Source organism: Tateyamaria sp., from assembly GCF_039945315.1.
Lineage (GTDB): Bacteria > Pseudomonadota > Alphaproteobacteria > Rhodobacterales > Rhodobacteraceae > Tateyamaria.
Genome location: NZ_JBDUXB010000005.1, coordinates 64,308 through 77,393 on the forward strand (window position 1 = coordinate 64,308; position 13,086 = coordinate 77,393).

The window sequence follows — 13,086 nt, forward strand, 5'->3', positions numbered from 1 at the left end:
GGGCTCGAATAATTGCCCGTTATTATCGGAAGCTAGGTAAAACTGAGCAAATTCTGAAGGTAAGGAATTCCATACGCATTGGACCGCAGGATCACGCCGAAAACTGGCGTATTTGCGAAAGTGATGGGAACGACTTTGCGAATTCAAAGTTGGTGCAAGGCAAACTCAGCTAATTTTGGACGCGTGCCACACGTTCTTGACCGTCATGTAATTCTCAACACCTTCCGTGCCCCCCTCGCGCCCCGTACCGCTGGATTTCACACCCCCAAAGGGCGTTTCGGGCATCGAGGCCTCAAGCGTGTTGATGCTGAGGTTACCCACTTCCACCTCATCAATCATGCGATCGATATAGTCGGCGCGGTTCGTAAATCCGTACCCTGCAAGTCCAAAGGGCACTGCATTTGCCGCTGCGATGGCCGCGTCCAATGACGCCACGGGGTTCACAATCGCCACGGGGCCAAAGGGTTCTTCCTGCATGATACGCGCGTTATCAGGGACGTTCAGCAACACAGTGGGTTCAAAGAAATATCCGCAATTGCCGCTTGCGGCGCCGCCCGTGGCAACAGTCGCGCCCTTGGCGCGGGCGTTTTCAACCAGTTCTGTCAGTGCAGGCACGCGGCGGTCGTTGGCCAGCGGGCCCATTTCGACACCTGCATCCATTCCGTTGCCCACAACGGTCGCAGCGGCACGGGCGACAAACACCTCTGAATATTGATCAAATATGTCTTCGTTCACGAAAAACCGCGTGGGCGAGGTGCAGACCTGACCGGCATTGCGCATCTTGCGCACGGCACCGGATTGGGCGGCAGTCTGCACATCCGTATCTTCGCACACGATGACAGGGGCATGCCCGCCCAACTCCATCAGAACAGGGGTCATATGACCCGCCGCGAGGGTGGTCAGGTGACGGCCCACTGCGGTCGAACCTGTGAACGCAACCAAACGCACCGGATCTTGCGGGATCAGATGGCCGGAAATCTCTGCCGGGTTGCCAAAGACAAGGTTCAGCACCCCCGCAGGCAGGCCCGCATCCTCAAACGCCTTGACGATATGCACGGCACCGGCGGGCGTTTCCTCTGCGGCCTTAAGAATGATGGAACAGCCCGACGCCAATGCACCGGCGATCTTACGGGCCGGTTGGCTCATCGGGAAATTCCACGGGGAAAAGGCGGCGACCACGCCAATGGGCTGATGATGGACGGAAAACTTGTGCCCGCGAGCAGCTGGAATAACCCGGCCATAGGCCCGCATCGCTTCGCCCGCGTCCCATTCGAAAAATTCGGCACCACGGATCACCTCAAGGCGGGCTTCGGGCAGGGGCTTGCCATGCTCAAGGGTGATGGCTTGGGCAATCTCCTCTTGCCGTTCGCGGATCAACGCTGCGGCGCGCAGGATCGTATCGGCGCGCTGGCGGGGGGACGTGCGGGACCATAGGCGAAATCCGGCGACGGCCGCCTCCAGCGCATCATCCAGATCGCTGATGCTGGCACAGGGCAACCGCCCGACCTCTTCTTCGGTGGCGGGATTGATCACGGGCATATCTGACGCCGCTGACCGCCACGCGCCTGCAATAAAGAGTTTTAGCTCTGGATACATGAAACCCGCGCCTCCCAACGCCCTATGCACTTAACTCACGCTGGCCTCGACAGCGCTTCAAGCGGATTGTCAGAATACTGGTATCAGTTTGGGGCATACCCGGGCTCATTTCGCCTCTGCCGCGCGGTGCAGTGCGGCGCGGAATGCGCGGCCCGCCGGGGACAGTTCATCGTCCGCGCGCAAGGACACACCAATCGGTCCCTGACCAAACGGCACGGTCCAGTCCAGCGCCATCAAATGCCCGTTGGCCACGTCCTGCGCCACCACTTCGGCAGGCATCAATCCGACCAGATCGCGCGATTGCAACAGCGCACGGTTGGCAAGGTAAGACACGCTTTCAATGCTCATAGGCGGCACATATTGCTGCTGCCCGACAAAGAAATGATCAACCTGACGGCGCAACGTGGTCTCTAACGGCGGCACGATCCAGCCAAAGGGCATTGTCTGTGCAAAGGTGACATCGCTTTGGCCAGCCAGAGGATGATCGGGGCCGACGACCGCCAAAATGCGATCCTCTAACAGCTTTTCCTGCCTGATCTTGTCGCGGTGACGATGGGCGGGCAGGCGGCCCACGACCATGTCGATTTCACCCGAAAGTAGTCCGGGCATCAGCACCTCATTGGTGCCTTCGGTGATCTTGACGGCCACATTGGGACGCTCGGCCAGCAGAATGTCGATGGCACGCGGCAACAGGCTTGTTGAGGCGGCCAGCAGCGTGCCGACCACAACACGGCCCGCATTGCCTTCGTTCAAGTCATCAAGCTCTTGGGCTGCATTGGAAATCTGGGCAAAGATCAACTTGCCATGACGGATCAGGCTCTCACCGGACACGGTCGGCACCACGCCGCGATTGGTGCGGTTGAACAGTTTGACCTCGAAATCCAACTCAAGGTCCTGAATCATCTTGGTCGCGGCAGGTTGCGAGATGCCAAGTTCGCGCGCCGCGTTTTGAATGTTGCCATGCACACCCACAGCCACCAACAGGCGCAATTGGCGCAACTTCAGGCGGGTCAACGCCCGGTCCACAATGCGCGAATGGCGCCCGATCACAACGTGACCGCCGCACTGAGTTGGTCCAGCTTGGCCACCACACTCATCGCCGCAAGGGCCGAGGATCGCGGGTTGTCGGGTAGGGCCTTGCCGCTGATCTGGAACTGAAATGTGCCGAAATCGCCCGCGGCGGTGACCTCGTGAATGTTGTGGCTGATGTCGGCGTCCGCAATCAGCTGAACGCGGGTGTCATCAAAGCCCAATCCCGCCAGCGCCACGGCAGCAGCGACATTGGCGTTCTTGGGATAGGCAAGGGCGGCTTGCCGCGCGGTGCCCTCGAAATGGGTGTGTGCGCCCTGCGTCAGCCCGGCAAGGTCCAGCACGTCGTCTGCAGGAGAACCGATCCAACCCTGTGGCGGCTTGCGGCCCGTATAGGTGACAGTGTCCAACGTGCCGATACGCGCCGCACGCAGACAATCCAGTGCACCAATTGCGCCGCTCGCCAGATGCAGCTTTGACTGTCCTTGACGGGCCGCAACGTCCAGCGCCTCCGCCGTTACCTGATCCGCCAGCGCCCCAAGCGAAACGGTGATCACGTCCGTACCGCGCGCCAGCAAAGCCGGGCCATAGGCGGCCAATGCCGTGTGCCCCGCGCAATCGATCATCACGTCGATATCCGCAGGCAAGGCATCAACAGACCCAAACTCAAACGGCACATTGTCGCGGGCGCGTTCGGGGCGCAGCAGCACTGCCACCACCTCATGGGTGCTGGAGCCAAGAGCATCTGTGACATAGCGGGCAATGGCACCCTGACCGATCAATCCGATTTTCATGCCCTAAACCTATGCCAGCACCCACAAAATCGAAACCCAAAAGGCGTGGGTATTCGCATATGAAATATCCAATTGTAGGATTTCACCTTGGATTTAGGGCGCAACTTCGCGTCTTGTGGCAGGTAATCCCAATGGAACCTCGCCATGAACTACACCAAACACGATGCCAAAGCCTACGCGCGCGAAAACATGACCGGCATCTGGGCCGCCGCCCTCAATCCGTTCAACGACGACCTCTCTCTGGATGAGGCAGGGTTGCGCTCAAACATCCGGCATTGGATCGACGATCTGGACATTCAGGGGCTGTTTGTGGCCGGGAAGCAGGGCGAATTCTTCTCTATGAGCCTGGAGGAACGCAAACGCAATTTCGAGATTGCCGTGGATGAATGTGCAGGCAAGGCGGGGGTGATTGTCTCGGTTTCTGACCAGAATATGGACACCGCGCTGGATCTGGCTCGGCACGCTCAGAACTGTGGGGCGGACTATATCGTCGTGCACGCGCCTGTGCTCAGCTTTGTGCATGATCGAGGCGAAGTTTTATATCAATATTACAAGCGCTTCTGCGACGAAATTGAAATCGGTATCGCGATGTGGAGCCATCCCGACAGCGGCTATCTGATGCAGCCCGAGGAATGCGCACGCATCGCCGAATTGCCCAATATCGTGGCCATCAAATACTCCGTCCCGCGTGAAATGTATGTACGGCTGACCCATATGGTGGGCGACAAAATCCATGTCTCCACTTCGGCAGAACACGAATGGCTCGACAATATTCTGGAATTGGATTGGAAGCTTTACCTGTGCTCCTCGCCACCCTACCAGCTGCAAAGCAGCCAAGACCAGCGGATGAACGAATACACACAGCTTGCGTTCAACGGTCAGGCCGACGAGGCGCGCCGCGTCTTTGACAGCCTCGCGCCCGTGCGCGACGCCATGGCGCGCACACGGCCCCCCGGCAAACCCACCGCCTTCGGCAAATACTGGCAGGAACTGCTGGGTCAACGGGGCGGACGGGTGCGCGCGCCCATGCTGGAACTGACACAGGCCGAAAAAGACACCATTCGCGCAGCCTTTGAAGACTGCGGGCTCATGCGCTAGGCTTGGCTCAAACACACGCGATATAAACAAATCAGATACCTACATGCGGACATAGCCTTTGCGGAAGGCACCAATACCGCCAAGGGTTTTGAAAAAGGGGAGAGAACCATGACAAAGCTCAAAGCGTTCAATTTTCAAAAGTGGATCGACGACCACCGTCACCTGCTGAAACCCCCTGTCGGCAACAAGATGGTGTTTGAAGATAGCGACATGATGGTCACCGTCGTGGGCGGGCCGAACAAGCGCACCGACTATCACGACGATCCAGTCGAAGAGTTCTTTTACCAACTCGAAGGGGACATGCTGCTCAAACTCTTTGACGGAGAAGAGTTTTACGACGTCCCGATCCGTCAGGGCGAGGTGTTCCTGCTGCCCCCGCATGTGCGTCACTCTCCGCAGCGGCCACAGGAAGGGTCCGTTGGACTGGTGATCGAACCCAAGCGGCAGGCAGGACAACTGGACGCCATTGAATGGTACTGCTTTAATTGCGGCACGCGGGTCCACCGCGCTGCAATGCAACTGAAATCCATCGTCACCGACCTGCCGCCCGTCTATGAAAAATTTTATGCCTCTGAAGAGGCCCGCACATGCCCGAACTGCAACACAGTGCATCCGGGAAAGGAACCGCCTGAAGGCTGGGTCAAACTTTAAAAACAATAGGGAACACCATGAAAAACTTCACAAATATCGTCGCAAGCACAGCGATCCTCGCGGCTTCGGCACTCACCGCGCAAGCCAATGAATTCCGTCTGGGCCTGATCACACCTCCGCCCCACATCTGGACCAAGGCCGCCGAAGCCTTTGGTGCAGAACTGGCCGAAGCCTCGGGCGGTGCGCACTCAGTCTCCGTTTTCCCGGCCCGCCAATTGGGCAACGAGGCCGAGATGCTGCAACAGCTTCAGACAGGCGCGCTTGATATGGCGTTCATGACAGTGGCTGAAGTGTCCAACCGGGCACCTGAATTGGGTGCATTCTATGCGCCTTACCTCGCAGATGACATCGGGCACGCGGGTCGTATCCTGCGCTCGGACACGGCCAAGACACTTCTTGAACCCCTCGCCGGAGACGTGGGTGTCGTCGGGGTTGGGTACGGCATGGCCGGTCTGCGCCAGATCGTTGCGCGGGGCGACGTGAACAGCGCCGAGGACCTCGCAGGGCTCAAGCTGCGCATCACCCCCTTCACGCCAATCCTTGATTTCTACAACGCAATCGGGGCCGCCCCGACGCCCATGCCGCTGCCGTCTGTCTATGACGCGTTGGCCAACGGGCAGGTGGATGCCATCGACATGGACGCCGAATTGATCTGGGTGCTGAAATACTACGAACACGCCGACACAGTTGTGCAGTCCGATCACATGATGTTCCCCATGGTCGGCCTTGTGTCGGCCCGTGTCTGGGCTGGTCTGTCCGAAGAAGACCGCACATTGGTTGGCGATCTGATGGCAAAATACGTCGACAGCACCATCGATTCATATGTCGAAAAAGAGGCAAGCTGGCTCGAACAAATCGCGGGCACAGGCAAAACCTACACCAAGGTGGACGCATCTTTCTTTGGCGGCGCAATCGAGGAGTGGAACACAATCTGGTCCGAAAAAACCTCCTCGCTTGACGCCCTGCGCGCGACTGCGGCAGAAACACAGTAACGATATCAAACGACTAAAGGGGGGCGCAGGGGCAACCTGCGCCCCTTTGTCGTGAAAGGACCAGGTATGCTGTTTCGCCTTTCCGCCCTGTGGGCGCGGATAGAACTGACTTGTGCGGCTCTGCTTGCCGTCTGTGTGACCGGTCTGATCCTGCTCAACGTAGTGACCCGGACGGCTGGCAATGCGTTGTTCTGGGTGGACGAACTGGCGATTTACGCGATGGTCTGGATGACTTTTCTGGGGGCGTCCGCAGCACTCCACCACCGCAATTCGGTGTCCATCACACTTCTGACAGATGCCGTGCCGGACTCCGTCCGCCGGATCATCGACAAGATCGTCGATATCATCGTTTTCGCCTTTGCACTGGCTATGCTGTGGCTCTGCTGGCGCTGGTTCTTGCCGCTCGACATCGCGCGTGCAGGGTTTGACCGGACCGCCTTTCAGGGGGCGACGTTCAACTTTATCTACGCCGAACCGACGCTGACACTGGGCTTGCCCAAATATCTGTTTTGGCTGGTCATGTGGGTCTTTGCCCTTGGGGCGACGCTGCACGCCACCATGCATCTGCTTTCCAAGCCCAGGGCCGCAAAATGAGCCCGGTCGTCTTTGCCGCCACGCTGCTGCTGTCGGTTCCCATCGCGCTGGTGCTGGGCGTTACAGCGATCTGGTATATCTGGGACAGCGGCAACACGATCCTTTATGACAGTTTCGCGCAAAAGATGTTCGCAGGGCTCGAAAACTACGGGTTGCTGGCGATCCCACTCTTTATGCTTACGGGTGAGTTGATGAACGAAGGGGGCATGACGCGCCGTCTTATCGCGCTGGCGCGTGTGTTCGTGGGCGGCTTTCGCGGGGGGCTGGCATATATCAATCTTCTGGCCAACATGTTCATGGCCGCCATCATCGGATCGGCCACAGCGCAGATCGCCGTGATGTCACGCGCCATGGTCCCAGCGATGGAGGAAGAGGGCTACGACAAAGGCTTTGCCACCGCCACCACCGCGGCAGGTGGCCTGCTCGCCCCAGTGATCCCACCGTCTATGATGTTCGTGATCTTTGGTGTTCTGGCGCAGGTCCCGATTGGCGAGATGTTCGTGGCCGGGATCATTCCCGGACTACTGCTGGCCGTTGCCTTCGCGCTGGTCATCACCCTGATCGGCTGGTTTCAGGAGTTTCCCAAAGGCGTTTGGATGTCCCGGGTCGAGGCTGGGCGGGCCTTGGTTGCGGCGCTGCCAGCCTTGCTGGTACCGCTCGCCATCATCGGTGGCATCTTGTTTGGCATCGCCACGCCGACTGAGTCTGCAGCCATCGCCTCGTTGATTGCGTTTCTGGTGGGATGGCTCGTCTATCGGGATCTCAAGCCCGCTGCATTGGGCGCCATGTTCATTCGAACTGCAGCGAACGCTTCGATGATCCTGTTCATGATTGCTGCCGCCAGCGTGTTTGGCTGGGTCATCATCTACGAAGAACTGCCCCAAAAGCTCGCCGCGCTGCTGACAACCATAACCTCCGATCCGTTCATGTTCCTGCTGATTGTGAACCTGTGCTTGCTCTTGGTCGGCATGGTGATCGACGGGATCGCAGCGATCATCCTGATCACACCGATCCTGCTGCCCATCGCAACCGGGTCCTACGACATCAGCCCTCATCAATTCGGCATCGTGGCGTGCCTGAACCTTGTGCTGGGGCTTCTGACACCGCCCGTGGGCATCGGCCTTTACATCGCCTCTTCCATGAGCGGAGCAACCCCAGGATCCATCCTGCGCTCTCTCTGGCCATTTCTGATCGCCGTGGCGGTCGTGCTGGTGCTGCTGAGCTATTTCCCGGTCCTGTCAACGGCGCTGATCTAAGGGGCAGGGCGGGCTGAGATGACCGCAACCGTCTGAACGGTGCGTGCATTGCGCATCTTTCTGCAACTATCCTCAACTTTGTTGCAATTGGCTGCAGACTTTCTTTTGGGCTTGTTGGGCGAAATGCTACGATTTTCAAAAAACAGACCACTGAGCAGACGAATACATGGACAGGCGTTCATTTTTAAAGACTTCAACCTGCCTTGTCGCGGGGTTGACAGGCTGCACTGTGGGTGAAGACTTTGTCAGCCCAGAAAAAGAGGTTCCGGAACAGTTCTTTACCAGCCGGTCAACGCGTCCAGTCCCACGGGGCTACGAACGTTGGTGGACGGCGTACGATGATCCCAAACTCAACCGTCTGGTCGAATTCGGCCTCAAAGAAAACCTTGATGTCCGGCGTGCTCAGGCACGCGTCGAACAGTCCAAGGCGCTGTTTGAAGGATCCGGGTACGCATGGTCCGGGGTCGCCAGAGTGGGAGAGTTCCGAGCAAATGGCGGAGGCAATGAGGGCGGCGTACAAAGCGGCTTTGTACGTGCCGAGGCAACGTGGCAAGCCGATTTGGCCGGACGCCTGACGCGAGAAAGAGAGGCAACTCTTTATCGGCTTGAAGCGGCCTTCGCTGACGTCAGTGTCGCGCGCACGACCCTTTTGAGCGAACTCACAACCGCATACATCGACGCTCGGTTTTTTCAGGAACTCATACGCATCAACCAACGGGTTCTTGAATCCCGAGAAGAAACGCTCGCTGCAACCATTTCGGCGCGTGAATCAATGCGTTCCATCGAGCGCTTGCCAGAAAACGACAATGGCGACATTCCAGTCGTTGCGGTCACGGAACTGGACGTCGCGCAGGCACACTCACTTGTGGCCAATGCACGGGCCGAATTGCCTGAAACCAAAATTCTCTTTTTCAAGTCGGTGTCGCGTATCGGTATGCTCTTGGGCCAGGCATGGGACCGACCAAAAGAGGGGTTGGACAAAGAAGCACCTCAGCCCGTTCCCCAGTTGAACTCCCTTTCAACAGGCGTGCCCGCCGATCTGGTCAGGAACCGCCCAGATGTCATTCTGGCAGAAAAAAGGCTGGCAGAAGCTGTCGCGCTGACGGGTGTTGCCGAGGCAGAATTGTATCCTGAACTCAGGCTGACGGGAAACATTAACCTAAGCTATTCAGGAGGCGACTTACCACCACTTGCAGGGTTCGGGCGCGCCGGAATTGATATCCCTTTGTTCGATTTGCCTGAACGCCGGGCAAAGGTTGCATTTCAAAAGGAACGCGCCAAAGAACTGATTTTTGCATGGGAAGAAGAAGTCGTAACGGCAGTCGAAGAGGTTCAAGACGCATTGGTCAGCCTCGTCAATCACCGCGAAGCGGTACAATTTACGTCACAAGCCATCGAAGAGCTAAAGGAAGTTCTGCGTTTGGCACGACAAGGTTACATCTCAGGTCGTGTAAGCTTTTTGCAGGTGCTGGATGCCGAACGCGCACTGCTTGCGACAGAAAATGCTCTGGCGTTGGACAAACGCAATTTTGCTGTCGATTTCGTGAATCTGAACGTGGCTCTGGGCGGGAATTACGGGTGATGTAGAGCGGTTTCCCCGGTGGGCCGTCGTTGCGCCCCATCCCCGTTCCAAGCCTGTGCGATCGCAGCGAAGGCCAGCGCCGACCTCAAAGCAAAAACCCTTTCACCCGCGCTTATCCAGTCGAATTTGACCTAAATGGAGCCCAACAGGAACGTCTGGCGCTTTTCGGTGGCCCAGATTTCCTTCCGGGCCAAAGGTTCACACGTCGAGCTCACAATGAGTGCGTTGTTGATGAGAGGCCAGCAGTCCAGAGGGCATTCTATTCTGGAACAAACGGAGGCTGCGTCCATTCCTTTTTGCTGATTGCATCGTTTGGACCATAGGTGCGCAAAACGGCCCAGAACGGACCATCAGGCGCCGGTAGCCAATTGCTTTCTTTGTCGGCACCGGGGCTGTCCCTGGACAGATAGATCGTAGGCGACCCATCTTCGTTTTTCTGCAATCTGGGCGTGCTGCTTCCGATGGAATACCGGTCCATTGGATTGTCGACTAACAATCGCTTGGGAAGACGATACATCGTGTAGGACTAAAAATACTTTACAGGTGGCATGTTTCCCGCTTCAAACGTGACAGTGTAATCGTTCTTGCTTGCATCGGTTTGATCATTCACTTCGGTCAGATACACCGACTGGTCAGTCGTATCGCCAAAAATGCCGACATAACCCCCCCCCGCGCGATTGATGTGGTCCGTTCCAATTTTTTCGCGGGTGTCACAAAAGAATGCAGGATCAAAAAGAGCCTCAGAAATTTCCTTCATGTGGTTTTGCGCGTTCGCAATGCTAGCATTCTTTGCCGCAAGAGACGCAGAGTCCAGCGATGCGGCGTCCCATCGCTGCCCACGTACAATCCCCATTTTCGCCAATTTCTCATACATTTCGGCATCATCAGGGTTGTCAGGCGTGAAAGGCAACAAAAAGCTCATGTATTCAAAAAAGTTTTCGGAAAGCTCGTCGCCGTCAGTCCATTCCGGCCAATCAATGGTTTCAGCATCGGTCAGAACAGCCGCACCCGCAAAGGCACTCAACTGCTGCAAAGCATGACTTTTCTGGATGTCTTGAACGCGGGCCATGTCGTCGGGGCCGTTGATAACTTGGGTGCGGGTCAGTGTCCCAAGAATACTGCTTTCGCCCTGAATGACCCGTTCAATGCCGTCCGGAACGTCGCCGTCCCAAGATGGCGAAGCAAGTAGGTAGGAATGGCCCTCGTTGCCGTCATTCACAGACCCCGGATTATCAAGAACATAGCCCGACAAGTCATCCCACTGGCTCGTGAAAACGGTTCACTTTCGATCTCGGGCATGGTCAGGACCCAAGGTTCTACTCGCAAATCAACGCAGGCATAGGAATGCGGGGTATCATTGTTGGGGGGCACAATGTCGGTTCCTGCCGGCGAAGATGCACAAAGATGCAACCACTCGCCAAACTCACCTTGCTTTAGCGCCCGTGCGTAAATTGTCCGATAATTTATCACCACGGGGAACATGAAAATATATGTGTCTGCTGCAAGCTGACGCAAGTTGTTTTCGGAAAGCGAAGGCTTTTGTTCAGAAAGAGCCGATCCGGCACTCAAGCCGAATGCCACGGCTGCTGCTAAAATTTTTTAGTCAAGATGTCCTCAAAGAATAATTCGTTACGGGCTAAGAATGCGGGAGTTTGAAGGCCAAGATTGTAATGGGTTCAATTTAGTAGCAAGGTTTGCTTTGATCTGTCAGCAGGCCTTAATCCTATGCCGCACCGATCCCTTGTCAGACCGGCGGGGCTGCCCCCCATTGGCCGAATTGGCAAATCCAAATCACCTGTCGGACAATGGTTGCATCCGCTCGTTCAGTTTGAGTCCGATCCGGGCCCTCAGCTCCAAAGGAAAACGGACGCCATACAACGCGAAGGGTCGCGATGTCCGCATGATGATTTGACGCAAATTGAGGGCACGTTCTAATGCGGGTCGCACGCAGCTATTTTTTAATGCGAGGTAAACCTGCCTATGTAACCTATTGAAAAATATGAATCAGAAAGGTGTCTCACGCTGGGACACCCCAATGCCTATTCCCCCATCAAGGCCGCATCAAAGGGGTAGGTGGTCAAATTTTCAAACCCGTCTTCGGTGACCAGAACCTGATCCTCCAGCTTGATCGAGAACTCTCCCCCAACCTCGCCAACCGATGCCTCAACACACAACACCATCCCCGCCTGAAGCGGGTAGTCAAAGGCGCCGGGCACTGCCTTGTCCGGGTAGGCCACGAGGGGCCATTCATCGCACAAGCCGACACCATGCATCATGCAGCCATATTTCAGCTCCTGATACTTGTCGTCGAGCCGGTGGCAGTTCGCCGTCAGTTCCGGGATCATCACTCCGGGTTTGATCATCTGCATGTTGGTCTGGATATGCTCAACCGCGTGCTGCATCGCATAAACCATTTCGGGGGGTGGTTTCTGATCTCCGATCCACCAACTGCGAGAAATGTCGATGCAAATGCCGTAGGCTCCGATCAGGTCTGTATCAAAGGATATGATCTCGTTGTTCTGGCAGATACGCGGACCGCATTCCTGAAACCATGGGTTGGTGCGTGGTCCGGAGGACAGCAGCCGGGTTTCGATCCATTCACCGCCGCGTTTGATGTTTTCGGCATGCATGACCGCCCAGATATCGTCCTCGCAGGTCACGCCATAGCCGACATTGGCGCGGGCGAAATCCTCCATCTTGCGCACGGTGGTTTCGCAGGCATGGTTGGCGCAGCGCATCGCCAAAATCTCGTCTGCGCCCTTGATCGAGCGGGCATGCTCGGTGACCTGTTCGCCGTCCATGATCTCGAACCCCTGCGCCTCAAGGGCGCGCGCGCCGTGCAGCATGATCTTGTCTACGGCCAGTCGCATATTGCCGCCGCCATGGTCGTGGATCAGGTCCCGGATTTCGGCTGAGAGCGGGTCGGCCACCACATCCGGTTTGTCCCCAGCCGAAAAGTAGAACATAGAAGCCCCCGAGCGGACTTCGCGCACCAGCGGGTTGAAGGAGGTCAGGAACGGCGCGTTCTTGTAGTCCCAGATCACCATATATCCATCGGCACAAACCAGTACTGCGCGGAAGGGATTGTGGGCGTTCCACAACTGCATATTGGTACTGTCAGTGGCATAACGAATGTTGAGGGGGTCAAACATCAACACCCCGCCGTAAGCGCGATCCACGACTTGCTGGGTAAGACGTTCAAGGCGATAGGCGCGCATCGCCTCCAGGTTTGGCAAGGTCAGGCCCGCAGCCTCCCACTCGGCAAAGGCAAGCTGCGTTGGCCCTATCTCGATCCGATCGGCATCGTTTGGGGTGCCATCGCCAAGGACCGGGCCACGGGTCGGGTCAATCTTGCGGGTATCACGGTAATGCTGGTTCATGGTCGTTCTCCGGTGTTAAGGCCAGCTTGGGCGCGTTTTTCCCGCGGTGTTTGTCGATTTGCGACGTGATCTCGCGTCGTTTTTCATGCGTGTTGGACGTGGCGCGCCATGTAG

The 13,086-nt window shown here is 57.1% G+C and carries 13 protein-coding genes; 6 read left to right on the forward strand and 7 right to left on the reverse strand.

Going from position 1 to position 13,086, the window contains the following annotated elements; translation table 11 throughout:
* Positions 1-165: 165 nt before the first annotated feature.
* From ABJD00_RS01840 to ABJD00_RS01850, 3 genes are all read right to left on the reverse strand, one after another.
* Complete coding sequence (locus ABJD00_RS01840; protein WP_413835938.1) at positions 166-1,596, reverse strand: NAD-dependent succinate-semialdehyde dehydrogenase; 1,431 nt, start codon at positions 1,594-1,596, stop codon at positions 166-168.
* Positions 1,597-1,701: 105 nt separating this feature from the next.
* On the reverse strand, positions 1,702-2,610 hold the full coding sequence (locus ABJD00_RS01845; RefSeq protein ID WP_413835936.1) for a LysR substrate-binding domain-containing protein: 909 nt from the start codon (positions 2,608-2,610) through the stop codon (positions 1,702-1,704).
* Between the two features lie 32 nt (positions 2,611-2,642).
* A complete protein-coding gene (locus tag ABJD00_RS01850; RefSeq protein ID WP_413835934.1) occupies positions 2,643-3,419 on the reverse strand; it encodes an aspartate dehydrogenase in 777 nt (258 codons plus the stop codon).
* Between the two features lie 144 nt (positions 3,420-3,563).
* Between ABJD00_RS01850 and ABJD00_RS01855 the strand changes: the two genes are divergently transcribed.
* From ABJD00_RS01855 to ABJD00_RS01880, 6 genes are all read left to right on the forward strand, one after another.
* Positions 3,564-4,517 carry a dihydrodipicolinate synthase family protein gene (locus ABJD00_RS01855; protein ID WP_413835932.1) on the forward strand — a complete coding sequence of 318 codons (954 nt, stop codon included), beginning with the start codon at positions 3,564-3,566 and terminating at the stop codon, positions 4,515-4,517.
* A gap of 108 nt (positions 4,518-4,625) precedes the next feature.
* Entirely contained in the window at positions 4,626-5,168 is a 543-nt protein-coding gene (locus ABJD00_RS01860; protein WP_413835930.1) for a 3-hydroxyanthranilate 3,4-dioxygenase, read from the forward strand.
* Positions 5,169-5,185: 17 nt separating this feature from the next.
* Positions 5,186-6,160 (forward strand): TRAP transporter substrate-binding protein, encoded by a 975-nt coding sequence (locus ABJD00_RS01865; RefSeq protein WP_413835928.1) that lies wholly within the window; start codon positions 5,186-5,188, stop codon positions 6,158-6,160.
* A 66-nt stretch (positions 6,161-6,226) separates the two neighbouring features.
* The gene (locus ABJD00_RS01870; protein WP_413835926.1) at positions 6,227-6,754 is read left to right on the forward strand and encodes a TRAP transporter small permease; all 528 of its coding nucleotides are present in this window, start codon (positions 6,227-6,229) and stop codon (positions 6,752-6,754) included.
* Positions 6,751-8,010 carry a TRAP transporter large permease gene (locus ABJD00_RS01875; RefSeq protein ID WP_413835924.1) on the forward strand — a complete coding sequence of 420 codons (1,260 nt, stop codon included), beginning with the start codon at positions 6,751-6,753 and terminating at the stop codon, positions 8,008-8,010. Before ABJD00_RS01870 ends, ABJD00_RS01875 begins: the two co-directional genes overlap by 4 nt.
* A gap of 166 nt (positions 8,011-8,176) precedes the next feature.
* Positions 8,177-9,592 carry an efflux transporter outer membrane subunit gene (locus ABJD00_RS01880; RefSeq protein ID WP_413835921.1) on the forward strand — a complete coding sequence of 472 codons (1,416 nt, stop codon included), beginning with the start codon at positions 8,177-8,179 and terminating at the stop codon, positions 9,590-9,592.
* Positions 9,593-9,851: 259 nt separating this feature from the next.
* On the opposite strand, the gene ABJD00_RS01885 is transcribed toward ABJD00_RS01880, so the two are convergent.
* The 4 genes from ABJD00_RS01885 to dddP all read right to left on the reverse strand — a co-directional run bounded on the left by ABJD00_RS01885 (position 9,852) and on the right by dddP (position 12,972).
* The gene (locus ABJD00_RS01885; RefSeq protein ID WP_413835918.1) at positions 9,852-10,109 is read right to left on the reverse strand and encodes a DUF1214 domain-containing protein; all 258 of its coding nucleotides are present in this window, start codon (positions 10,107-10,109) and stop codon (positions 9,852-9,854) included.
* A gap of 9 nt (positions 10,110-10,118) precedes the next feature.
* Positions 10,119-10,844, reverse strand: coding sequence for a DUF1254 domain-containing protein (locus ABJD00_RS01890; RefSeq protein WP_413835915.1), 726 nt, complete (start codon positions 10,842-10,844; stop codon positions 10,119-10,121).
* A complete protein-coding gene (locus tag ABJD00_RS01895; RefSeq protein ID WP_413836106.1) occupies positions 10,808-11,074 on the reverse strand; it encodes a DUF1254 domain-containing protein in 267 nt (88 codons plus the stop codon). The genes ABJD00_RS01890 and ABJD00_RS01895 overlap by 37 nt, the downstream gene beginning before the upstream one ends.
* A gap of 557 nt (positions 11,075-11,631) precedes the next feature.
* The gene (dddP, locus tag ABJD00_RS01900) at positions 11,632-12,972 is read right to left on the reverse strand and encodes a dimethylsulfonioproprionate lyase DddP (protein ID WP_413835913.1); all 1,341 of its coding nucleotides are present in this window, start codon (positions 12,970-12,972) and stop codon (positions 11,632-11,634) included.
* Positions 12,973-13,086: the final 114 nt, after the last annotated feature.

Coding starts and splice junctions, on each gene's coding strand:
- ABJD00_RS01870 (WP_413835926.1), top strand. CDS start 6,227: ATGCTGTTTCGCCTTTCCGCCCTGTGGGCGCGGATAGAACTGACTTGT.
- ABJD00_RS01875 (WP_413835924.1), top strand. CDS start 6,751: ATGAGCCCGGTCGTCTTTGCCGCCACGCTGCTGCTGTCGGTTCCCATC.
- ABJD00_RS01885 (WP_413835918.1), bottom strand. CDS start 10,109: ATGTATCGTCTTCCCAAGCGATTGTTAGTCGACAATCCAATGGACCGG.
- ABJD00_RS01860 (WP_413835930.1), top strand. CDS start 4,626: ATGACAAAGCTCAAAGCGTTCAATTTTCAAAAGTGGATCGACGACCAC.
- ABJD00_RS01855 (WP_413835932.1), top strand. CDS start 3,564: ATGAACTACACCAAACACGATGCCAAAGCCTACGCGCGCGAAAACATG.
- ABJD00_RS01895 (WP_413836106.1), bottom strand. CDS start 11,074: ATGTTCCCCGTGGTGATAAATTATCGGACAATTTACGCACGGGCGCTA.
- ABJD00_RS01880 (WP_413835921.1), top strand. CDS start 8,177: ATGGACAGGCGTTCATTTTTAAAGACTTCAACCTGCCTTGTCGCGGGG.
- ABJD00_RS01865 (WP_413835928.1), top strand. CDS start 5,186: ATGAAAAACTTCACAAATATCGTCGCAAGCACAGCGATCCTCGCGGCT.
- ABJD00_RS01850 (WP_413835934.1), bottom strand. CDS start 3,419: ATGAAAATCGGATTGATCGGTCAGGGTGCCATTGCCCGCTATGTCACA.
- dddP (WP_413835913.1), bottom strand. CDS start 12,972: ATGAACCAGCATTACCGTGATACCCGCAAGATTGACCCGACCCGTGGC.
- ABJD00_RS01840 (WP_413835938.1), bottom strand. CDS start 1,596: ATGTATCCAGAGCTAAAACTCTTTATTGCAGGCGCGTGGCGGTCAGCG.